Source organism: Pseudomonas sp. LjRoot277, from assembly GCF_964253845.1.
Classification (GTDB): Bacteria; Pseudomonadota; Gammaproteobacteria; order Pseudomonadales; family Pseudomonadaceae; genus Aquipseudomonas.
This window is the reverse complement of record NZ_CAXURI020000001.1, coordinates 6600431-6620332: the sequence shown is the minus strand read 5'-3', so window position 1 is coordinate 6620332 and position 19902 is coordinate 6600431. Positions and strand designations below refer to the sequence as shown.

The 19902-nt window shown below is 58.1% G+C and carries 21 protein-coding genes; 18 read left to right on the top strand and 3 right to left on the bottom strand.

Annotated elements, in window-relative coordinates; genetic code table 11:
• The first annotated feature begins 19 nt into the window (after positions 1–19).
• The 6 genes from dibA to ACSQ87_RS30585 all read left to right on the top strand — a co-directional run bounded on the left by dibA (position 20) and on the right by ACSQ87_RS30585 (position 6302).
• Complete coding sequence (gene dibA / locus ACSQ87_RS30610; protein ID WP_436275031.1) at positions 20–1939, top strand: phosphodiesterase DibA; 1920 nt, start codon at positions 20–22, stop codon at positions 1937–1939.
• Between the two features lie 256 nt (positions 1940–2195).
• On the top strand, positions 2196–2378 hold the full coding sequence (oscA, locus tag ACSQ87_RS30605) for a sulfur starvation response protein OscA (RefSeq protein WP_007945260.1): 183 nt from the start codon (positions 2196–2198) through the stop codon (positions 2376–2378).
• A gap of 143 nt (positions 2379–2521) precedes the next feature.
• Positions 2522–3535 carry a sulfate ABC transporter substrate-binding protein gene (locus ACSQ87_RS30600; protein WP_046047285.1) on the top strand — a complete coding sequence of 338 codons (1014 nt, stop codon included), beginning with the start codon at positions 2522–2524 and terminating at the stop codon, positions 3533–3535.
• 70 nt (positions 3536–3605) lie between these two features.
• Positions 3606–4424: a sulfate ABC transporter permease subunit CysT gene (gene cysT / locus ACSQ87_RS30595; RefSeq protein ID WP_030131597.1), complete on the top strand. Its 819-nt coding sequence runs from the start codon at positions 3606–3608 to the stop codon at positions 4422–4424.
• A gap of 12 nt (positions 4425–4436) precedes the next feature.
• Complete coding sequence (cysW, locus tag ACSQ87_RS30590; RefSeq protein ID WP_046047287.1) at positions 4437–5309, top strand: sulfate ABC transporter permease subunit CysW; 873 nt, start codon at positions 4437–4439, stop codon at positions 5307–5309.
• A gap of 3 nt (positions 5310–5312) precedes the next feature.
• Positions 5313–6302, top strand: a complete 990-nt coding sequence (locus ACSQ87_RS30585; RefSeq protein ID WP_046047288.1) for a sulfate/molybdate ABC transporter ATP-binding protein — start codon at positions 5313–5315, stop codon at positions 6300–6302.
• Between the two features lie 109 nt (positions 6303–6411).
• Here the strand turns inward: ACSQ87_RS30585 and ACSQ87_RS30580 are convergent, their stop codons facing one another.
• A complete protein-coding gene (locus tag ACSQ87_RS30580; RefSeq protein WP_436275030.1) occupies positions 6412–6936 on the bottom strand; it encodes a DUF962 domain-containing protein in 525 nt (174 codons plus the stop codon).
• An 84-nt stretch (positions 6937–7020) separates the two neighbouring features.
• On the opposite strand from ACSQ87_RS30580, the gene ACSQ87_RS30575 reads away from it, so the two are divergent.
• From ACSQ87_RS30575 to ACSQ87_RS30560, 4 genes are all read left to right on the top strand, one after another.
• Positions 7021–7707, top strand: coding sequence for a Crp/Fnr family transcriptional regulator (locus tag ACSQ87_RS30575; protein WP_436275029.1), 687 nt, complete (start codon positions 7021–7023; stop codon positions 7705–7707).
• Between the two features lie 70 nt (positions 7708–7777).
• The gene (locus tag ACSQ87_RS30570; RefSeq protein ID WP_436275028.1) at positions 7778–8143 is read left to right on the top strand and encodes a response regulator; all 366 of its coding nucleotides are present in this window, start codon (positions 7778–7780) and stop codon (positions 8141–8143) included.
• A gap of 110 nt (positions 8144–8253) precedes the next feature.
• Positions 8254–8502 (top strand): helix-turn-helix domain-containing protein, encoded by a 249-nt coding sequence (locus tag ACSQ87_RS30565; RefSeq protein WP_056745799.1) that lies wholly within the window; start codon positions 8254–8256, stop codon positions 8500–8502.
• Complete coding sequence (locus tag ACSQ87_RS30560) at positions 8495–9727, top strand: type II toxin-antitoxin system HipA family toxin (RefSeq protein ID WP_436275027.1); 1233 nt, start codon at positions 8495–8497, stop codon at positions 9725–9727. The genes ACSQ87_RS30565 and ACSQ87_RS30560 overlap by 8 nt, the downstream gene beginning before the upstream one ends.
• On the opposite strand, the gene ACSQ87_RS30555 is transcribed toward ACSQ87_RS30560, so the two are convergent.
• Positions 9728–10732 (bottom strand): AraC family transcriptional regulator, encoded by a 1005-nt coding sequence (locus tag ACSQ87_RS30555; protein ID WP_223432438.1) that lies wholly within the window; start codon positions 10730–10732, stop codon positions 9728–9730.
• A gap of 100 nt (positions 10733–10832) precedes the next feature.
• Between ACSQ87_RS30555 and ACSQ87_RS30550 the strand changes: the two genes are divergently transcribed.
• The 8 genes from ACSQ87_RS30550 to ACSQ87_RS30515 all read left to right on the top strand — a co-directional run bounded on the left by ACSQ87_RS30550 (position 10833) and on the right by ACSQ87_RS30515 (position 18410).
• Positions 10833–11906, top strand: coding sequence for a fatty acid desaturase (locus ACSQ87_RS30550; RefSeq protein ID WP_436275026.1), 1074 nt, complete (start codon positions 10833–10835; stop codon positions 11904–11906).
• Positions 11907–12286: 380 nt separating this feature from the next.
• The gene (locus ACSQ87_RS30545; RefSeq protein ID WP_223432440.1) at positions 12287–12868 is read left to right on the top strand and encodes an alpha/beta hydrolase; all 582 of its coding nucleotides are present in this window, start codon (positions 12287–12289) and stop codon (positions 12866–12868) included.
• A gap of 61 nt (positions 12869–12929) precedes the next feature.
• Positions 12930–13862, top strand: a complete 933-nt coding sequence (locus ACSQ87_RS30540) for a sigma 54-interacting transcriptional regulator (protein WP_436275025.1) — start codon at positions 12930–12932, stop codon at positions 13860–13862.
• Positions 13863–14025: 163 nt separating this feature from the next.
• Positions 14026–14808, top strand: a complete 783-nt coding sequence (locus ACSQ87_RS30535; protein WP_033058537.1) for a MetQ/NlpA family ABC transporter substrate-binding protein — start codon at positions 14026–14028, stop codon at positions 14806–14808.
• Positions 14809–15462: 654 nt separating this feature from the next.
• The gene (locus ACSQ87_RS30530; RefSeq protein WP_008148239.1) at positions 15463–16128 is read left to right on the top strand and encodes an amino acid ABC transporter permease; all 666 of its coding nucleotides are present in this window, start codon (positions 15463–15465) and stop codon (positions 16126–16128) included.
• Entirely contained in the window at positions 16109–16768 is a 660-nt protein-coding gene (locus tag ACSQ87_RS30525) for an amino acid ABC transporter permease (RefSeq protein WP_223432442.1), read from the top strand. Before ACSQ87_RS30530 ends, ACSQ87_RS30525 begins: the two co-directional genes overlap by 20 nt.
• A complete protein-coding gene (locus ACSQ87_RS30520) occupies positions 16765–17547 on the top strand; it encodes an amino acid ABC transporter ATP-binding protein (RefSeq protein WP_436275024.1) in 783 nt (260 codons plus the stop codon). The genes ACSQ87_RS30525 and ACSQ87_RS30520 overlap by 4 nt, the downstream gene beginning before the upstream one ends.
• Positions 17544–18410 (top strand): transporter substrate-binding domain-containing protein, encoded by an 867-nt coding sequence (locus ACSQ87_RS30515; RefSeq protein ID WP_436275023.1) that lies wholly within the window; start codon positions 17544–17546, stop codon positions 18408–18410. Before ACSQ87_RS30520 ends, ACSQ87_RS30515 begins: the two co-directional genes overlap by 4 nt.
• Positions 18411–18637: 227 nt before the next feature.
• On the opposite strand, the gene ACSQ87_RS30510 is transcribed toward ACSQ87_RS30515, so the two are convergent.
• The gene (locus ACSQ87_RS30510; RefSeq protein ID WP_436275022.1) at positions 18638–19798 is read right to left on the bottom strand and encodes an AAA family ATPase; all 1161 of its coding nucleotides are present in this window, start codon (positions 19796–19798) and stop codon (positions 18638–18640) included.
• Positions 19799–19902 lie beyond the last annotated feature (104 nt).

Below are 19902 nucleotides of genomic sequence, written 5' to 3'. Positions count from 1 at the left end.
AAGGGATATGGACGGCCGAATGTCTGCCACCTATCGCGATGCTTTGCGTGCAGCGCTGCTTTATCTTCTGGTTTCTGTAGGTTGGCTGCTGTTTAGCGGTTATTTATTGAACAGTTTCTTCGATAGCTCTGCTGAGCTAATGCGATGGCAACTGATCAACGGTTATGCCTGGGTGGTGTTCAGTGCCGGTTTGATTTTTCTCGCCCGGGCGCGATTGTTTCGTTGCCTGGGGATCGGCGCAAATTTGCGTGAGCGCACTGAAGAGCGCGAGCGTTTGCGTCAGGCGGCCGCGGTGTTCGATTGCACCCGCGAAGGCGTGCTGGTCACTGATAGCGAAGGCTTGATCGTCCATGTAAACCGGGCCTTCATGGCAATCACCGGCTATCAGAGCGAGGAGGTACTCGGCCAGCGCCCCAACTTGTTCAAGTCCGGTCATCACCCACCGGCTTTCTACCAGGCGATGTTCGCGACACTCAACAGCACCGGCGAGTGGAGCGGAGAAATCTGGAACCGTCGCAAAAGCGGCGAGATCTACCCGCAATGGCAGACCATCCGCATCATTGATGACGAGAGGGGGCGGCGCAGCCATTACGTGGCAGTGTTTTCCGACATTAGCGCAATCAAGAACTCCGAACATGAGCTGACGCACCTGGCTCACTACGATCCGCTGACCGATCTGCCCAACCGCTTGCTGTTCACCGACCGCACCGAGCAGGCCCTGGCTTCGGCGCAGATCCACAAGCGCGGCTGCGCGTTACTGATGATCGATCTTGATCACTTCAAGATGATCAACGACAGCCTCGGGCATAGCATTGGGGACCAGTTGCTCAAGGGCGTTGCCGAGCGCTTGAAAGCGATGGTCGGTCCGGGAATCACCCTGGCGCGCCTTGGCGGTGACGAGTTCGCCGTGCTGGCTGAAAGCTGTCCGCAAATGGTGCACGCGGCGGCGTTGGCTCAGCGGCTCATCGATGGCCTCAAAGAGCCGTTCCAGATCGATGGGCATCAGTTGTTCGTCAATATCAGCGTCGGCATCAGCCTGTTCCCCGGCGACGCCTTGAGCGCCGAGCAGCTGTTGCGCAACTCCGACTCGGCGCTGTTCAAGGCCAAGAGTGCCGGTCGCAACGGCTACGCCCTCTATACCGAAGAGTTGACCGCCCATGCCCAGCAACGGGTCGAGACTGCATTCGAATTGCGCCGTGCTCTGGAGCAGCAGGAGTTGCGGGTTTATTACCAGCCGGTTCACGACCTCAAGACCAGCCGCCTGATCGGCGTCGAGGCATTGGTGCGCTGGGAGCATCCGCAGCGAGGGTTGGTGTCGCCGGCAGAATTCATCCCCATTGCCGAGCGCACCGGTCTGATCGCCGAAATTGATGCCTGGGTGATGCGCCAGGCCTGTGAGCAGATGTGCCAGTGGCAGCAGGCCGGGGTGGTGTTGTCGTTTGTCGCGGTGAATGTTTCTTCTCGATTGTTCGCCCGCCGTGAGTTGTTTGGGCAGGTGGCGAAGGTGCTGCACGAAACCGGGCTGGATCCTGCCTGTCTGGAGCTGGAGGTCACTGAGAGCGCTGTGATGGATGACCCGGAAGTCGCGCTGGAGCAGATGCACAGGTTGCGTGAATTGGGCGTGCGGCTGGCCATCGATGACTTCGGTACAGGCTATTCGTCGTTGCTGCGCCTCAAGCGGATGCCGGTACAGAAACTCAAGATCGATCAGGGCTTCGTTGCGGGGTTGCCGTGGGATGAGGATGACGCGGCGATTGTGCGGGTGATCATTGCGCTGGCCCAGAGCATGGGGATGCAGGTTCATGCCGAAGGGATCGAGCAGGTTGAGCAGGCGGGCTTTTTGCTCGAACACGGCTGCGATCTGGGGCAGGGGTATTGGTTTGGACGGCCGGTGCCGGCGGCATCATTGGATTGGGCTCGGGCGCCAATGATTTCCTGAAAAGCAAAAAGATCGCAGCCTTCGGCAGCTCCTACAAGGGATCGGTGAACCCCTGCATGAGCTGCCGAAGGCTGCGATCTTTTGATCTCCAGGCTAATAACGTTCCGCAATCCCTTGTGCCATCAAATAATATCTTTTAGTTATATTAAAATTCTTAAATAGTCTTTTTAAGAATATCAGCGCTTATCTACTATTGGTCTCACGCCGCAAGCAGTCTCGCCACTGCCAGGCAACCTCTAGTTGAAGGAGCAGCACCATGAGCGCATCCCTACGTAGCGTTGACGGCCAGGACGAAGCAACCATTTTGCGTGAGATCCAGAGCGCCTTGCGCGATCTGCGTTTTGGCGCAGTGGAAATCACCGTGCACAACGCCCAGGTAGTCCAGATCGAACGCAAAGAGAAATTCCGGTTGCAGAACCCAAGCAACAAACCGAGCTGAAACAAAGATCAAAAGATCACAGCCTTCGGCAGCTCCTACGGGGAGCTTTGTGTAGGAGCTGCCGAAGGCTGCGATCTTTGGCAGGCAACCCCGATTCCAGACCATAAAAAGCCATTACAAACAGAATTCCAGGAGCTTTCACCATGTCGTCGATTCGTCATTTCGCTTTGGCCGCCCTGGCCAGTGCCCTTTTTGCTGGTTCCGCGGTTGCCAAGGATTACGAACTGCTCAACGTGTCGTACGACCCGACTCGCGAGCTGTATCAGGACTACAACGCCGAATTCGTCAAGTTCTGGCAGAAAGACCACGCCGGCGACAGCGTGAAAATCCAGCAGTCCCACGGTGGTTCGGGCAAGCAGGGCCGGGCAGTGATCGACGGTCTGCGTGCCGACGTGGTGACCCTGGCCCTGGCCGGTGACATCGACGAAATCGCCAAACTCGGCAAGACCCTGCCAGCGGATTGGCAGAAGCGTCTGCCGGAAGCGAGCACGCCTTACACCTCGACCATCGTGTTTCTGGTGCGCAAGGGCAACCCTAAAGGCATCAAGGACTGGGGCGACCTGACCAAAAATGGCGTGGAAGTCATCACCCCGAACCCGAAAACTTCCGGCGGTGCACGCTGGAACTTCCTCGCGGCGTGGGCCTATGGCCTGAAAGCCAACGGCGGTAACGAAGCCAAGGCCAAGGAATACGTGCAAACCCTGTTCAAGCACGTTCCTGTGCTGGACACCGGTGCTCGCGGTTCGACCATTACCTTCGTCAACAACGGTCAGGGCGACGTGTTGCTGGCCTGGGAAAACGAAGCCTTCCTGGCCCTGAAAGAAGACGGCGGCGCTGACAAATTCGACATCGTCGTGCCTTCGCTGTCGATCCTCGCCGAACCTCCGGTAGCCGTGGTCGACAAGAATGCCGAGAAAAAGGGCAACACCGAGATCGCCGACGCGTACCTCAAGCACCTGTACAGCCCGGCCGGCCAGGAAATTGCGGCAAAAAACTTCTATCGTCCACGTGACAAGGATGTTGCCGCCAAGTACGCCAAACAGTTCCCGACACTGGACCTGGTGACCATCGACAAGGACTTCGGCGGCTGGAAAACCGCTCAACCGAAATTCTTCAACGACGGTGGCGTGTTCGACCAGATTTATCAGGCGCAATAACCTGAAATAAGCCATAAACGAGCCTCGAATTCCGATTCGAGGCTTTGCGCGTTCTCAACCAAGGACTTTTATGTCGCGTCGTATCTCCCCCGTCATACCCGGCTTCGGGCTGACGCTGGGCTACACCTTGGTGTACCTCAGCCTGATTGTGCTCATTCCACTGGCGGCGATGTTCGTGCATGCCGCTCAACTTACCTGGGACCAGTTCTGGGCGATTATCTCGGCGCCACGGGTGCTGGCGGCGTTGAAGCTCAGCTTCGGCACCGCGCTCTATGCCGCGATCATCAACGGCATCATCGGCACGCTGCTGGCCTGGGTGCTGGTGCGCTACACGTTCCCCGGTCGCAAGATCATCGACGCGATGATCGACCTGCCGTTCGCGCTGCCCACTGCCGTGGCCGGTATCGCGCTCACTGCGTTGTACACCCCCACAGGGTTGGTGGGTCAGTTTGCAGCGGACCTGGGTTTCAAGATCGCGTATACCCCCCTCGGCATCACCCTTGCCCTCACTTTTGTGACACTTCCATTCGTAGTACGTACCGTACAGCCAGTATTGGCTGATATCCCGCGTGAAGTGGAAGAAGCGGCGGCGTGCCTGGGTGCAAAACCGTTACAGGTTTTCCGCCACATTCTGGTGCCCGCATTGTTGCCAGCGTGGCTGACCGGTTTCGCGTTGGCCTTTGCCCGCGGGGTCGGCGAGTACGGTTCGGTGATTTTCATCGCCGGCAACATGCCGATGAAAACCGAGATTTTGCCGCTGCTGATCATGGTCAAACTCGACCAGTACGATTACACCGGCGCCACGTCCATTGGTGTACTGATGCTGGTGGTTTCCTTCGTCCTGTTGCTGCTGATCAACTTGCTGCAGCGGCGCATCGAAACCCCATAAGGAGGCGCGAAAATGTCCCAATCGTCTATTAGCGCCGCTTCCTCGGCCAACGCCGCCCGCCGTGGCAGTGCCACTTCGCGGCGAATCCTGATCAGTCTTGGCTGGTTGGTCTTTGCACTGTTTCTGTTGCTGCCACTGTTCATCGTGGTGTCCCAGGGACTGAAAAATGGCCTCGGTGCGTTCTTCACCGCGATCTTCGAACCCGACGCGCTGTCGGCCCTGAAGCTCACGGTGATCGCTGTGCTGATTTCGGTGCCGCTGAACCTGGTGTTCGGCGTCAGCGCCGCGTGGTGCGTGAGCAAATACTCGTTCCGCGGCAAGAGTATGTTGGTCACGTTGATCGACCTGCCGTTTTCGGTGTCGCCGGTAATTGCCGGTCTGGTCTACGTGTTGATGTTCGGTGCTCAGGGCCTGTTTGGTCCGTGGTTGCAGGACCATGACATCCAGATCGTCTTCGCCTTGCCGGGCATTGTGCTGGCGACGATTTTCGTCACCGTACCGTTCGTGGCGCGCGAACTGATCCCGTTGATGCAGGAACAAGGCACACAGGAAGAAGAGGCCGCGCGTCTGCTCGGGGCCAATGGCTGGCAGATGTTCTGGCACGTCACCGTTCCCAACATCAAATGGGGCCTGATCTACGGCGTGGTGCTGTGTACGGCGCGGGCCATGGGTGAGTTCGGTGCGGTGTCGGTGGTTTCCGGGCACATTCGCGGGGTGACCAACACCCTGCCGCTGCACGTCGAGATCCTCTACAACGAATACAACCACGTGGCCGCGTTCGCTGTGGCGAGCCTGTTGCTGATCCTGGCGCTCTTCATCCTGCTGCTCAAGCAGTGGAGCGAAAACCGTATTAACCGCCTGCGCGCCAGCGCCGCGGAGGAATAAGTCATGTCGATCGAAGTGCGTAACGTCAGCAAGAATTTTCACGCGTTCAAGGCGCTGGACAACATCAGCCTGGACATTCAAAGCGGCGAACTCGTGGCGCTGCTTGGCCCGTCGGGCTGCGGCAAGACCACCCTGTTGCGGATCATTGCCGGTCTGGAAACCCCGGATAAGGGCAACATCGTGTTCCACGGTGAAGACGTCTCCGGCCACGACGTGCGTGATCGCAATGTCGGTTTCGTGTTCCAGCACTACGCGTTGTTCCGCCACATGACCGTGTTCGACAACGTCGCGTTCGGCCTGCGCATGAAGCCGAAAAACCAGCGCCCGAGCGAAAGCCAGATCGCGGTGAAAGTCCACGAGTTGCTGAACATGGTGCAACTGGATTGGCTGTCGGATCGCTACCCGGAACAACTCTCCGGCGGTCAGCGTCAACGTATTGCCTTGGCTCGCGCGCTGGCGGTTGAACCGAAAGTCTTGCTGCTCGACGAACCCTTCGGCGCCCTCGACGCCAAGGTCCGTAAAGAACTGCGTCGCTGGCTGGCGCGGCTGCACGAAGACATCAACCTGACCTCGGTGTTCGTGACTCACGACCAGGAAGAAGCGATGGAAGTCGCCGACCGCATCGTGGTGATGAACAAGGGCGTGATCGAGCAGATCGGCTCACCGGGCGACGTTTACGAAAACCCGGCCAGCGATTTCGTTTATCACTTCCTGGGTGACTCGAACCGTCTGCATCTGGGTGAAGACAACCATGTGCTGTTCCGTCCGCACGAAGTGTCGCTGTCGCGTCATGAGCTGGAGGATCACCACGCGGCCGAGGTGCGGGATATTCGTCCGCTGGGCGCGACGACACGGGTGACGCTGAAGGTCGAAGGCCAGAGCGAGTTGATCGAAGCTGAAGTGGTGAAAGATCACGACAGCCTGATCGGGTTGGCGAAGGGCGAAACCTTGTTCTTCAAACCCAAGGTCTGGCAGAAGCTCGCCAACATTTAAGATCAAAAGCTTCGCGAGCAAGCCCGCTCCCACATTAGATCTCCAGTGAACACACCATTTGTGAACACCATCGATTAAATGTGGGAGCGGGCTTGCTCGCGAAAGCGATCTACGCCGCAGCGTTATTCTGACGAAGACGCACCACTCCCACCCGCGCCTCGATCTGCTCTTTCAGGTCATGCCGCAACCCCAGCAAAAACGCCAACTCAACCACCACAAACAACGGCCCGACAATCAACCCCGTCACATCATCGACAAACGCCGGTTTGCGTCCTTCGTAGTGATGACCGACAAACTGAATCGCCCAACCCACCACAAACATCCCGATGCCGCTCGCCAGCCAGACCAGCGTACTCTGCTGCGCGAGCACATGACCCAGCCAAACACATAGCCCCAATAACACCGTCATCAGCACGCCCAGCCGTAACTCCAGTCGCAGATAAAACCACGCCGAAGCCAGCGCCAAGAGCACGACCGGTGACACCCAAACCCCGGCCAGCGACCACTCGGGCCGTGAAAGCAGCACCGCAACGGCGACAACGATCAGCGGAATACCGATAAAGTGGCTGGCAATATTGCGCGGGTCACGGTGATAGGCGGCGTATTGACTGAGATGGTCGACGAGGCTTTTCATTGTTGTTCCTCCTGTTGGGTGATGGATCATGCCCCGGGTCCACATTTCGCTCTGTCAGGCAGACGACAATCTCCAGGAGTTTTCATGGACATGCAGGTTTGGCGTTCGCGGCTGGATAAAGGGCAGTGGTTCAGCCATTTGCCTGTTCCCTTGAAGGATAGTCTGCTGGCCGCCGCCAGGGTGCGGCGGTTGTCGCCGGGCCAGCGGCTGTTCAAGCGCGGCGATCCACCGTGCGGGCTGTACGCGGTGCTCGAAGGTTCGGTGCGCATCGGCGCAGTGAGCGAGCAGGGCAAGGAGGCGCTGTTGAGCCTGGTGGAGTCGCCCCACTGGTTCGGCGAAATCTGCCTGTTCGATGGCCAGCCGCGCACCCATGATGCATTCGGTCTGGGTCATTGCACCCTGTTGCACATCCCGCAAGCTGTGCTGCTGACGTTGCTTGATGAGCAACCGGCGTACTGGCGGCAACTGGCGTTGCTGATGAGCCAGAAACTACGCCTGACCTTCATCAATCTCGAACAGCTGAGCCTCATGCCAGCCGCCGCTCGACTGGCTCATCGCTTGCTGATGATCGCCGAGGGTTATGGCGAGATCGACCCGCCACGCAGTGTATTGCAGCTGCCACAGGAACAATTGGCGTCGATGCTTTCGCTGTCGCGCCAGACCACCAATCAGATTCTCAAGGACTTGCAGGGGCAGGGGATTGTGAATCTTAAGTACGGCGAGATCGAGATTCTGGATGCGCAACGATTGCGGATGTTGGCGATTATCTAAAACCCGGCGTTAGTGGTGGGCTTTGGACGCGAAGGCGCCTAGCCTGTGATGACGACAATCGAGGTGTGCCATGCGTGTGCTGTTAGTGGAAGACGAACCTGAGACCGCCAAACTCCTGGCTAAAGGTCTGAGCGAGGCAAGTTACTCAGTCGATGTGGCGCTCAACGGCATGGACGGCCGGCGCTTTATCGAGTCTGGCGAATACGAGCTGATCATCCTCGACGTGATGCTGCCGGGGCTCAATGGCTGGCAGTTGCTGCAGCAGATCCGCAAACTGGGTGAAACGCCGGTGCTGTTCCTGACCACCAAGGACGGCATCGAGGATCGTCTGCGCGATCTGGAGTTGCATGAGGATGATTACCTGCTCAAGCCGTTTGCCGTCAGTGAACTGGTGAAGCGAGTGCGCAAGTTGTTGCGGCGGGATCGGGGGCGCTGAGACCGGGTCCGATCAATCAATGAGCTAGACTTCGACTTGGTTATGCATTAAATACAATGCAAATAGATTATTTCAATAAATATGCACTGTATATGATGCAGGTGGGCGCGATGGAAAACCTCGGCGAACTGATCAGGTTGCTGCGCAAAGAACGAAAGATGTCTCAACAGGACCTGGCAAAGCAGTACGGCATGAGCCGTTCCACGATTTCGGGTATCGAGAACAACACCATTTCCGAAATTGGCCTGCGCAAGGTTGAAGCGATCCTCAATGGCTTCGGGTACGAGCTGACGGCCGTGCCGCGGCGGTCGACGCGTCCGACACTGGACACCCTCAAAAAGGTCAACTTCCATGGGTGAGCAGCAGGAAAAGGACCGGCTGCACATCAGTGTTTCCGGCACAACGGTCGGAACCCTCGGCCGTGCTCAGTCTCGCATTGATTCAGTGTTTGCCTACGCCGAAGACGCGCTGGAAGAAAACGCCATCTCGTTGACCATGCCCGCTCGTCTCGAGAGCTACACGTGGGAGCGAGGTGTCCCGCCGGTTTTTGAAATGAATCTACCGGAAGGCTCTCTGCGTGAAGAATTGACTCGTCGTTTCAGCAAAGCGATTCGAGGGTTTGACGACTTCGCGATGCTGGCGATCGTCGGCCCGCACCAGCTTGGGCGAGTGGGGATTAAAAACGCGCAAGAGGCAAGTGAACGGCTACCTGAAACCAGCCTCGCAGAACTGCTGGTTCATGACGGTGCGCAAGGTTTGTTCGAAGATCTGCTGCACACCTATGGCCAATATTCGGGCGTTTCCGGTGTGCAGCCGAAGGTGCTTATCCGTGACAGTGCGACAACTGTCGACCGATTGACCCATCGAGGGGCAACGCACCTGGTCAAATCGTTTCGGCCGGAGGAATACCCGGAACTCGCTGCCAACGAGTACTTCTGCATGAGGGCTGCGCGGCATTCGGGTCTTGATGTGCCGGTTTTCGACCTGAGCGATCACGGTAAATTTCTGGTCGTCGAACGTTTCGATCTGAATGAAAGAGGTTATCTGGGCTTTGAGGATTTCTGCGTGCTCAATGCCTGGCCTTCGAAGGCCAAATACGATGGTTCGTACGAAGGCGCCGCGAGGCAGATCAAGGAGTTTGTCTCCCCGCCATTGCTCAACGAAGCCCTTGAGTCTTTTTTCAAAGTAGTGGCGTTGTCATCCGCTCTGAAGAATGGCAATGCTCACCTCAAGAACTTCGGTGTGCTGTACGAACATTGTGGTGCTGATGCGCAAATCAGACTGGCTCCGGCCTACGACATCGTCACGACTTCGGTCTACATCAAGGCAGACAGTATGGCGTTGCTGTTAGGCGGATCAAAGGCGTGGCCCAAATACAAAATGTTGATGCGTTTTGGTCGGTCGGCTTGCAACCTGACCGAGGGACGGTGCAATGAATTGCTGCAGCAAGTCGTTCATGGAATGGATGTAGCGCTGGCGGAAATGGTTGATTACATCAGGAAAAATGGCGCCTTTGCCATGGTGGGCGAAGCGATGATCGAACAGTGGAAATCAGGTGTAGCGCGCAGCTTGGTCAAAAGCTGATTACCGCAACCCATCCCGAAACTGCCCCGGCGTCATTCCCGTCCACCGTTTGAACGCCCGGCTGAAGCTGCTCGTATCCGCAAATCCCAGCAGGTAGCTGATCTCGCTCAATGAGCATTGCGGATCGCGCAGATGCAGCAGCGCCAGGTTCTCGCGACTCTCGTTGAGCAGCGTATCGAACCGGCAACCTTCGTCCGCCAGATGCCGTTGCAGGCTGCGCAAACTCAGGTGCAGGGCGTGGGCGATGTGTTCGGCGCTGGGTTCGCCTTCCGGCAATTGCTCCTCAATGGCGTCGCGAACCTTGCGTTCCCAGGTCATGGGTTTGAGTTGGGCGAGGGTGCGTTTGAGCACGGTTTCGTTGTGCTCGGCCAGTTCCGGGTTGGCGTCGTCCAGGTGGCTGTCGAAGTCCACGACGGCGAACTCCAGTCGGTCTTCATCGGCGGCGAAGTACACCGGTGAGCGGAAGACTTTGTGCCATTGATGCGGGTCCGCCGGTTCCGGGCGACGCAAGTACACCGCCAGCGGGGCGTAATCGCGGCCCAGACGATTGCGGCAGGTGCGTACGTAAATCGCTGTGAAGGCGTCGATGGCTTCGAAGGCCGGGGCCGGATTGCCTGGCGGGATTTTCAGGCGGAAACGGTAGCGGTCCTCGGCGCGAGTCAGTTCCAGATCCAGAGCATCGCTGACCACCTGGTGATAACGCACGATGCGCTCGAACACTTCTCGCAGACTGCCGCTGGCCACCAGCGCATAACCGAGTGCGTGAAACGTGGTGGGGCTGACGAAGCGCGATACCCGCAAACCAATCGCCGGATCACCGCTGACCTGCACCGCGATTTCCCACAGGCGCGTGGTGCCGGACAACGGGTAACGGGCGTTCGGGTCGTCCATCAGTTGCGGGTCGAGCCCCGCCTGTTGGCACAGGGCGGTGCTGTCGAGGCCCAGGGCATCGAGTTGCTTGCGCAGGGCGCGGGTCCAGCTGGCGAGGGAGGTCGGTTCAGTCATGCTGATTGGCGCTTCCGGTCAACAGGTTGGCGTTCACGGCTACCGCGTTGCGAGGGTTCACAAGGCAGGATGCGAACATCAATAATAAGAGGATGGAAGCATGCACGGTACTTCTGCAAGTCCCCAGCGACTGAATGCAGCTCAGCGATCAGCGCATATTCGCCAAGTGGTGCTGGCCAAGGGGGTCGAACTGCGTCAGCGCTACCCGATTCTCAACCATCAGGACGCCCTGGGCGCGGGAATTCTGGCCTTCGCGCTGGTCGGCATGATTGGCTCGGCGACGCTCTACATGACCGGGCACATGGCGTGGTGGGTGTGCCTGCTGCTCAACGCATTTTTTGCCTCGCTGACTCACGAGCTGGAACACGACCTGATTCATAGCATGTACTTCCGCAAACAGCGCGTGCCGCACAACCTGATGATGGGACTGGTGTGGCTGGCCCGGCCGAGCACGATCAATCCGTGGATTCGTCGGCATCTGCACCTCAATCACCACAAAGTCTCCGGCACAGAATCCGACATGGAAGAGCGCGCCATCACCAACGGCGAACCCTGGGGTTTTGCGCGGCTGTTGATGGTCGGCGACAACGTGATGTCGGCGTTCATCCGTATGCTGCGGGCCAAGACCTGGGCTCACAAAATCAGCATCATCAAGCGCACCCTGAAGGTCTACGCGCCACTAGCGCTGGTGCATTGGGGCGCCTGGTACATGTTCCTGGGTTTCCATGCGGCCAATGGCATCGCCTATCTGATGGGAGCGTCGATTGAATGGTCGGCGACTACTTTGTCGGTGATGCAGGTGATCGACATCGCTGCCGTGGTGATCATCGGGCCGAACGTGTTGCGTACCTTTTGCCTGCATTTCGTCAGCTCGAACATGCACTACTACGGTGACGTGGAGCCGGGCAATGTGATCCAGCAGACCCAGGTGCTGAACCCTTGGTGGATGTGGCCGTTGCAGGCGTTCTGCTTCAACTTCGGCAGCACTCACGGGATTCATCATTTTGTGGTGAAGGAACCGTTTTACATCCGTCAGATGACCGTGCCAGTGGCGCATAAAGTGATGCGCGAGATGGGTGTGCGGTTCAATGATTTCGGGACGTTTGGGCGGGCGAACCGATTTGTGCGCACGGAAACAGCAGAGGCGCAGGAGGTTCGTGCCGCTCAGGCTTGATCGATGCGCCCGGAAACTCAAAACAACAATGCTCGTCATCAATCTGACCCAAAAGGTCGCTACGTTATGACGCGAGCAGTGGTACTCAGCGGTCACTGTGGTGTGATTGGTATATGTTTTTTTAATCTAATAAAGTAATTAAATATTCCTTTATTAGATAACAGTTTCAGCCAATCATCGCATCCAGTGATGTTGATCGCGCTAACAGATTTTGAGTTTCCGGGGCCGTCTCCTTGGCAGGGTGCGGCCCCTTTTTTTGTCTGTCCCAAACTGCTGCATATTCTTTATTGGTCTTAATAAATAGCTTCTTATTCCTTAACGAATATAACTCTCCTCCCTATACTTGCTCAGGAACAGACACGCAGCAGGAGAGTTCCCCCATGCGCAACGAATCAATTCGCTACCTGATTGTGCCGGGCTGGCAAGGATCGCCAGAAGATCATTGGCAAAGCCATTGGCAGAACAGCCTGCCGAACAGCGCACGAGTGGAGCAGGCCGACTGGCTGACGCCGCGTCGTGAAGACTGGGTCGCGGCACTGGCTGAGGCGATTGCCGCTGACAGCACGCCGGTGATCCTGATCGCCCATAGCCTGGGTTGCATCACTGTCGCGCATTGGGCGGCCACCGCGCCCGTGCAGTTTTTGCGTCAGGTTCGCGGCGCCTTGCTGGTCGCCCCTGCGGACGTCGAGCGTCCGGCCTGCGCACCGGCCCTGCGCAATTTCGCACCAATTCCAACCCACCTGCTGCCGTTCCCGAGTCAGGTTGTCAGCTCCGACAACGACAGCGCCGTCAGCACACCGCGTGCATTGGAACTGGCACGTCACTGGGGCGCCGAGGCGGGGATTTTGTCGGGTGCCGGGCACATCAACGTGAAGTCTGGTCACCAGCGCTGGGAGCAGGGTTTTGCCTATCTCTATCGCCTGCAAAACCGCATGGAACACCACGCCCTGCGACGTGCTTGAACCCTTTCTTTTTTTTAAAAATTCGCCCCCGTCTCCCGGCGGTTCAGGGCGGGAGTCTGCCATGAGTTTTGAAGCCTTCGGTCAGCCGCTGCTGACCTTCCCCGACGCAGAAAAAAGTCCCCTGAGCATTCGCGCCAAGGCGCTGGTGTTTGTCGATCCGCGTTCGCGTCAGTTACGCCAGGATCTGGAGTTACTCGCACCGCGCTCGATCTCGGTGTTGATCCGTGGCGAAACCGGCAGCGGCAAGGAATTGCTTGCGCGACACATCCATCGTGCGAGTGATCGCGGCGGGTTGTTCGTCTCGGTCAACTGCGGCGCGATCAGCCCGACTTACGCCGATGCTGAATTGTTCGGTTATGCCGCTGGCAGTTACAGCGGTTCGGCCAGCAGTCGTGCGGGTTGGTTCGGTTCTGCCAACGGCGGGACGCTCTACCTGGATGAGATTGGCGACCTGCCGCTGCCGATCCAGATCAAATTGCTCGCGGCGCTGGAAAACCACGAAGTCACCCGTGTCGGCGCTCACCAACCGAGCCCGGTGGACGTGCGCCTGGTCGCCGCTACCAGCATCGACCTGGCCCAAGCGGTGGCCGCTGGAAAATTCAATGAGCGGCTCTACCACTACCTCAGCGAAGGCCAGCTCGAACTGCCGGCCCTGCGTGAACGGGTGGGCGATATTCTGTCGCTGTCCGAATATTTCCTCGGCATCTATAGCCAACGGCTGGACCTGCCGGTGCCGCTGATCAGCGAAGCCGCGCAGCATTTGTTAGAGCAACACAGTTGGCCGGGCAACACCCGGGAGCTGGAAAACGTCATTCACTTTGCGTTGCTGGTCAGCACCGGCGATGAGATTTTGCCAGAGCATTTGAATCTGCCCGAGGCGCCGCCGTCATTGGTGCAGATTGAGCAACAAGCGGCTCAGCTGATTAAAAGCGGCACGGCTGCCGAGCGATCCGCGCTCAAGCATTTGCTCGAAAGCCTGACGCAGACGCTGTAGCGATCTGTATGAACAAAATGGAATATGAAAGTGAATAAAAGATATTGTTCGGGAATAAAAAATCCCGGTATTGTCCGCGTCACGCCAGCGATAGCACTTCACTGGCACTCGTACTAAACAAGCCGTCGTCGATGACGACCGTGATTTTCGATAAGGACACTGCATGAAAAAGGTTCTGTTGTTCACCGCATTGGCGGCTGCCCTGACTGCGGGCCTGGCCCAGGCTGGCGAGAAACTGGTAGTTGCGGCGACCCCGGTTCCACACGCCGAGATTCTGGAACTGATCAAACCCACCCTCGCCAAAGAAGGCGTGGACCTGGAAATCAAAGTCTTCACCGACTACGTTCAGCCGAACGTACAGGTCGACCAGAAGCGTCTGGACGCCAACTACTTCCAGACCCTGCCGTACCTGAAAAGCTTCAACGAAGGTAAAGGCACCCACCTGGTGACCGTGATCGGCGTGCACGTCGAACCGTTCGGCGGCTACTCGAAGAAAGTCAAAACCCTGGCTGAGTTGAAAGATGGCGCGACTATCGCTATCCCCAACGAAGGCAGCAACAGCGGTCGCGCCCTGATCTTGCTGCAGAAGGCTGGCCTGATCGAGTTGAAAGACCCGAAAAACGCTCTGGCCACCCCGAAAGACATTGCCAAGAACCCGCACAACTTCAAGTTCAAGGAACTGGAATCGGCCATGCTGCCGCGTGTTCTGGACCAGGTCGACCTGGACATGATCAACACCAACTATGCGCTGGAAGCAGGTCTGAACCCGGCTAAAGACGCGCTGGTGATCGAAGGTGCAGATTCGCCTTATGTGAACTTCCTGGTGGCTCGTCCGGACAACAAGGACAGCGTTGCCATCCAGAAACTGGCCAAGGCCTTGACCAGTCCTGAAGTGAAAGCATTCATCGAGAAGAAGTACAGCGGCGCGGTACTGCCGGCGTTCTGATTCGCGAGGTAAACCCCTTCAAGGTTTCAAACGCCGACGGCTGATACAGCGTCGGCGTTTTTTTATTGGGTGTTGGGAATTATTTGGAATGTGAGTTCGGCTTTAGAACCACCCCTCACCCCAGCCCTCTCCCCACGGGGGAGAGGGGGAAAGGGAGCAGATCCTCATGCTTTTCAAAACCTGAGTTCGACTCGATTTGTCAGGTCGATGTCACTCCAAGAACACATCGGTCAGTCCCCTCTACCCTCTGGGGAGAGGGTTAGGGTGAGGGGTGGTTCTAACTACTCCCGCGTATTCAACGCCCTGCGCAACGCCATCAACAACTTCACGATGTCCTGCGGATCCAGCCGCTGTGGCACTTTTACGTCAGCCATTTTCTCTTCCTTGTGATGGTTCGGCCGGGGAGTCTGGCCAAAAGCTGTGCATCCTTGGAGGGGGATTCTGAAAAAAAGATCCTTCCTACAGCGCAAAGAAAAATAGTCGTCTTCCGCCGCCACAGCAAATGCGGAGGATAGTTTTTTGCGTGATATCAATATGCTTTAACGGTATTTAAATTCTTCTTTTTATACCTTTAAAGTCGGTGCCTGTCGGGTAGTTATCCACTGCCCATGGACTGCACCACCGTCGCTTACCCTGCGGCGTCCAGGATGTTCAATGAACTTCGATTACGCATTTATCCTCAGCACCTTGCCGGCGTTTCTCAAGGCCGTGGGCGTGACGCTGCAGGTTGGCTTCATCGCTATCGGCACGTCGTTGCTGGTGGCGCTGATCAACGCGACGATTCTGGTGTTCCGCACGCCTTACTTGCAGCGCCTGGTCGGGCTGTATGTGGAGCTGGCGCGCAACACGCCGCTGTTGATCCAGCTGTTCTTCGTCTACTTCGCCTTGCCGGCACTGGGCATCAAGGTCTCGGGCTTTGCGGCGGCGATCATCACCATGACCTTCCTCGGCGGCGCCTACCTCACCGAAGTGCTGCGTGCCGGTGTCGACGCGGTGCCACAGGCGCAGCTCGAGTCCGGCCGCTCTATCGGCCTGTCCCACGGGCAATTGCTGCGCTACGTGATCCTGCCGCAAGCCGGGATCCTCAGCCTGCCGTCGCTGTTCGCCAATTTCATTTTCCTGCTCAAGGAAACCACCGTGGTCTCGGCGGTGGCGGTGCCGGAGATTCTCTACACCACCAAAAGCTACATCGCGCTCTACTACAAAACCTACGAAATGCTCGCCGTGCTGACGCTGATTTGCGTGCTGCTGTTTCTACCGCTGTCGCTATTGCTCAGCCGTCTGGAAAGGAGGCTCCAGCATGGCCAGTTCGGGTCTTGAATTGCTCTGGGTGTCATTGCCGCAACTGGGCAAGGGCGCTGCGCAAACCTTGTCGATCTCTTTCCTGAGCATCGCCATCAGCACCGTTGGCGGCGTGCTTTACGGTGTGCTGCGCACGCTGAATTCGAAATGGCTGAACGCGGTCCTGCGCGTGTATCTGGAATTGTTCCGGGCGATCCCGGTGCTGGTCTGGTTGTATTTGCTGTTCTTCGGTCTGCCGATTTTCTTTGGCCTGAGCATTCCGAGTTTCTGGTGCGCAGTGCTGGTGTTGTCGTTGTGGGGCGCCAGCGAAGTCGGCGAAGTGGTGCGCGGTGCGTTGCATTCGTTGCCTCGCGGGCAGCGTGAAGCGGGGTTGTCGATTGGCCTGGACGGCCCGCAACTCTACGGCTACGTGTTGCTGCCACAAGCGCTGAAACGCATGACGCCGCCGACCATCAACGTCTACACGCGGATCATCAAGACCAGCTCCCTGGCGGTGCTGATTGGCGTGGTCGACGTGATCAAAGTCGGCCAGCAGATCATCGAGCGCACCTACGAATCGGTGCTGATCTACGGCGCACTGTTCCTGTTTTTCTTTTTCATCTGCTACCCGCTTTCGGCCGCCTCTCGCGTGCTGGAGCGGCGCTGGACGCAAGCATGAGCGCATTGATCGAGTTCAAGGGTTTCAACAAGTTTTTCGGCGAGCAGCAGGTGCTCAACGGCATCGACCTGCAAGTGAAGTCAGGCGAAGTGATCGTCATCCTCGGCCCCAGCGGCTGCGGTAAAAGCACCTTGCTGCGCTGCCTCAACGGTCTTGAAGTCGCCCACAGCGGCAGCTTGAATTTTGCCGGCCTCGAGTTGTTGGACAAGGGCACCGACTGGCGCGAAGTGCGGCAGCAGATCGGCATGGTGTTCCAGAGTTACCACCTGTTCCCGCACATGAGTGTGCTCGACAACCTGCTGCTCGGCCCGCTCAAAGTGCAGAAACGCGACCGCCGCGAGGCCCGTGCCCAGGCTGAAGCGTTGCTTGAGCGCGTGGGCCTTTCGGACAAGCGCGATGCCTTCCCGCGCCAGCTCTCCGGTGGCCAGCAGCAACGCATCGCCATCGTCCGCTCGCTGTGCATGAACCCGAACGTCATGTTGTTCGATGAAGTCACCGCCGCCCTCGACCCGGAAATGGTCAAGGAAGTGCTGGAAGTTATCCAGGGCCTGGCCCGCGAGGGCATGACCCTGCTGATCGTCACCCACGAAATGGCCTTCGCCCGCGCCGTGGCTGACCGCATTGTGTTCATGGATGCCGGGCGAATCCTTGAGCAAAACCCTCCCGAGATTTTCTTTACGAACCCGCAAACCGCACGAGCGCAGCAGTTCCTGGAGAAGTTCTCCTACGTCGCCGCACTACCCAAAACGACTCAAACAAAGGAACTGGAACTGCTATGAAAACTGCCAAGACTTCACTGCTGCTACTCCCGCTGCTCGGCCTCGCGTTGCTGGCCGGCTGCAACAAAACCGAAGAACCCGCCAAACCAGCGGCCACCAGTGCCAGTTATCTGGAAAAAATCAAAGCACGGGACAAGCTGATCGTTGGTGTCTTCACCGATAAACCGCCGTTTGGTTTCGTCAATGAAGCCGGGCGTTATGTTGGTTTCGATACCGACATCGGCCGTCAATTCGCCAAGGACCTGCTGGGCGATGAAAACAAGGTCGAGTTCGTCGCGGTAGAACCGGCGAGCCGGATTCCGTTCCTGCAAAGCGACAAGGTCGATTTGATCCTGGCCAACATGACCGTCACCCCGGAGCGCAAGGAAGCGGTGGATTTCACCAATCCGAACCTTAAGGTGGCGGTGCAGGCGTTGGTGCCGCAGGCCAGTTCGGTGAAAAACCTTGATGACCTGGCGACGCGTACCACCATCGTCACCACCGGCACTACGGCCGATATCTGGCTGACCAAGAACCATCCGGACTGGAAGCTTCTGAAGTTCGAGAAAAACTCTGAATCCCTGCAAGCGCTGGCCAATGGGCGCGGCGATGCGTATGCGCAGGACAATCTGGTGCTGTTCAGTTGGGCAAAGCAGAACCCTGGCTATCGCGTGCTGACCCAGACGTTGGGCGCTGAAGCGCCAATTGCGCCGGCGGTGAAGAAGGGCAATGTCGAGCTGCGTGATTGGGTGAATGTCGAGTTGGCGAAGCTGGGTGAAGAGAAGTTTTTGCTCAAACTGTATGACCAATATGTGCGTAAAGAGCTGAGCGATGACACCAAGCCTGAGAGCGTGATCGTTGAGGGTGGGAAGTGGCAGGGTTGATCTGCTGATTATTCGGTGAGGCTAGAAACCACCCCTCACCCCAGCCCTCTCCCCACGGGGGAGAGGGGGAAAGGGAGCAGATTGGGGGCCTTTCAGAACCTGAGTTCGACTCGGGCTTTCAGGTCGATGTAGCTCGAAAGTACAACTCGGTCAGTCCCCTCGCCCCTTGGGGCGGTCCGACGCTTCGGGAGGGCTAGGGTGAGGGGGTGGATCTAAAGCCCAGCCAATCAATCCGGCCAATACCACGCCGGTTCATCCAATATCCGCTGCCCGACAATCCCGGTCTGGCCCAATGTCTTCTCCAGCACAATGCAATTGCACTCCGGATCCTCCTGCAACGCCGAAATCAACCGCCGTGCATGAGAAACCACCCACACCTGACACTGCTCTGACGCCCGAATAATCAACCGCGCCAACGCCGGCAACAGGTCCGGGTGCAGACTGGTTTCCGGCTCGTTCAGCACCATCAGCGTCGGCGGCCGAGGCGTCAGCAGCGCCGCCACCAGCAACAAATACCGCAACGTCCCGTCCGACAGCTCGGCCGCTGATAACGGCCGCAACAACCCTTCCTGATAAAACTCGATGGCAAACCGTCCGCCCTGCAACTGCTCGATATTCAAGCGCGCCCCGGGGAACGCGTCGCTGATCGCGGTCTGCAAAGCCTCCGGATCGCCGATTTCGCGGATGGTTTGCAACGCAGCGGCGAGGTCGCGGCCGTCGTGATGCAATACCGGCGTACGGGTGCCCAATTGCGGTTGGCGCGCCGGCGCGTCGGCGTCGCTGCGAAAGTGATCGTAGAAGCGCCAGCGGCGGATGAACTCGCGCAGTTGCAGGACTTCCGGTGAGGTGCGCAAGCTGCCGACCTGATCGAACAGGCTGTCGAAATTCGGCGTGTGCTGGGTCAGTACTTCCCAGCTGCGACCTTCGCGAGCGCGGATCATCGGGCCTTCGCGGTCCACCAGCAGGCTGGCGGAGCGGTAGAACGGCCCGGACCAGATGCATTCTTTTTTGATTTCCGGGTCGAGGGCAAAGTACGAGCGCGTCGGTGCCGGCAGGCCCAAGGCAATCGAATAGCTGAAATCTTCCCCGGCAAACCCCAGACGCAGGCGTACTGCGCCGTGTCGAACGGTCGCCTCGATCGGGACTTCGCCATTACGCATCCGTCGGCTGATGTTTTCCGGCCCGGCCCAGAAGGTCGAATCCAGCCCACCCTCGCGGGCCAACGCATTGACCACGCCGCCCTGAGCGGTTTCCGCCAGCAGGCGCAACGCGCGGTAGAGGTTGGATTTGCCGCTGCCGTTGGGGCCGGTGATCAGGTTCAACCGACCCAACGGAATCACCAATTTATTGATCGAGCGGTAATTGGCCACCGCGAGGGTTTTGAGCATGGGAAGCTTCCTGCTGCGTGGTGCGCGATTCTGCCTTATTGTCGACGTCATCGTGCGCCAGGCTTTATTTCAAACCGTGAGGCGCACCCTTGGAACCCTGTTCT

What these genes read in the sequence shown, in the direction of transcription:
- ACSQ87_RS30520 (WP_436275024.1), top strand. Translation starts at nt 16,765, where the DNA reads ATGAGCGCATTGATCGAGTTCAAGGGTTTCAACAAGTTTTTCGGCGAG.
- ACSQ87_RS30550 (WP_436275026.1), top strand. Translation starts at nt 10,833, where the DNA reads ATGCACGGTACTTCTGCAAGTCCCCAGCGACTGAATGCAGCTCAGCGA.
- ACSQ87_RS30575 (WP_436275029.1), top strand. Translation starts at nt 7,021, where the DNA reads ATGGACATGCAGGTTTGGCGTTCGCGGCTGGATAAAGGGCAGTGGTTC.
- ACSQ87_RS30565 (WP_056745799.1), top strand. Translation starts at nt 8,254, where the DNA reads ATGGAAAACCTCGGCGAACTGATCAGGTTGCTGCGCAAAGAACGAAAG.
- ACSQ87_RS30560 (WP_436275027.1), top strand. Translation starts at nt 8,495, where the DNA reads ATGGGTGAGCAGCAGGAAAAGGACCGGCTGCACATCAGTGTTTCCGGC.
- cysT (WP_030131597.1), top strand. Translation starts at nt 3,606, where the DNA reads ATGTCGCGTCGTATCTCCCCCGTCATACCCGGCTTCGGGCTGACGCTG.
- ACSQ87_RS30570 (WP_436275028.1), top strand. Translation starts at nt 7,778, where the DNA reads ATGCGTGTGCTGTTAGTGGAAGACGAACCTGAGACCGCCAAACTCCTG.
- ACSQ87_RS30535 (WP_033058537.1), top strand. Translation starts at nt 14,026, where the DNA reads ATGAAAAAGGTTCTGTTGTTCACCGCATTGGCGGCTGCCCTGACTGCG.
- ACSQ87_RS30545 (WP_223432440.1), top strand. Translation starts at nt 12,287, where the DNA reads ATGCGCAACGAATCAATTCGCTACCTGATTGTGCCGGGCTGGCAAGGA.
- ACSQ87_RS30525 (WP_223432442.1), top strand. Translation starts at nt 16,109, where the DNA reads ATGGCCAGTTCGGGTCTTGAATTGCTCTGGGTGTCATTGCCGCAACTG.
- ACSQ87_RS30530 (WP_008148239.1), top strand. Translation starts at nt 15,463, where the DNA reads ATGAACTTCGATTACGCATTTATCCTCAGCACCTTGCCGGCGTTTCTC.
- ACSQ87_RS30585 (WP_046047288.1), top strand. Translation starts at nt 5,313, where the DNA reads ATGTCGATCGAAGTGCGTAACGTCAGCAAGAATTTTCACGCGTTCAAG.
- ACSQ87_RS30510 (WP_436275022.1), bottom strand. Translation starts at nt 19,798, where the DNA reads ATGCTCAAAACCCTCGCGGTGGCCAATTACCGCTCGATCAATAAATTG.
- ACSQ87_RS30580 (WP_436275030.1), bottom strand. Translation starts at nt 6,936, where the DNA reads ATGAAAAGCCTCGTCGACCATCTCAGTCAATACGCCGCCTATCACCGT.
- ACSQ87_RS30540 (WP_436275025.1), top strand. Translation starts at nt 12,930, where the DNA reads ATGAGTTTTGAAGCCTTCGGTCAGCCGCTGCTGACCTTCCCCGACGCA.
- ACSQ87_RS30515 (WP_436275023.1), top strand. Translation starts at nt 17,544, where the DNA reads ATGAAAACTGCCAAGACTTCACTGCTGCTACTCCCGCTGCTCGGCCTC.
- cysW (WP_046047287.1), top strand. Translation starts at nt 4,437, where the DNA reads ATGTCCCAATCGTCTATTAGCGCCGCTTCCTCGGCCAACGCCGCCCGC.
- ACSQ87_RS30600 (WP_046047285.1), top strand. Translation starts at nt 2,522, where the DNA reads ATGTCGTCGATTCGTCATTTCGCTTTGGCCGCCCTGGCCAGTGCCCTT.
- oscA (WP_007945260.1), top strand. Translation starts at nt 2,196, where the DNA reads ATGAGCGCATCCCTACGTAGCGTTGACGGCCAGGACGAAGCAACCATT.
- dibA (WP_436275031.1), top strand. Translation starts at nt 20, where the DNA reads ATGTCTGCCACCTATCGCGATGCTTTGCGTGCAGCGCTGCTTTATCTT.
- ACSQ87_RS30555 (WP_223432438.1), bottom strand. Translation starts at nt 10,732, where the DNA reads ATGACTGAACCGACCTCCCTCGCCAGCTGGACCCGCGCCCTGCGCAAG.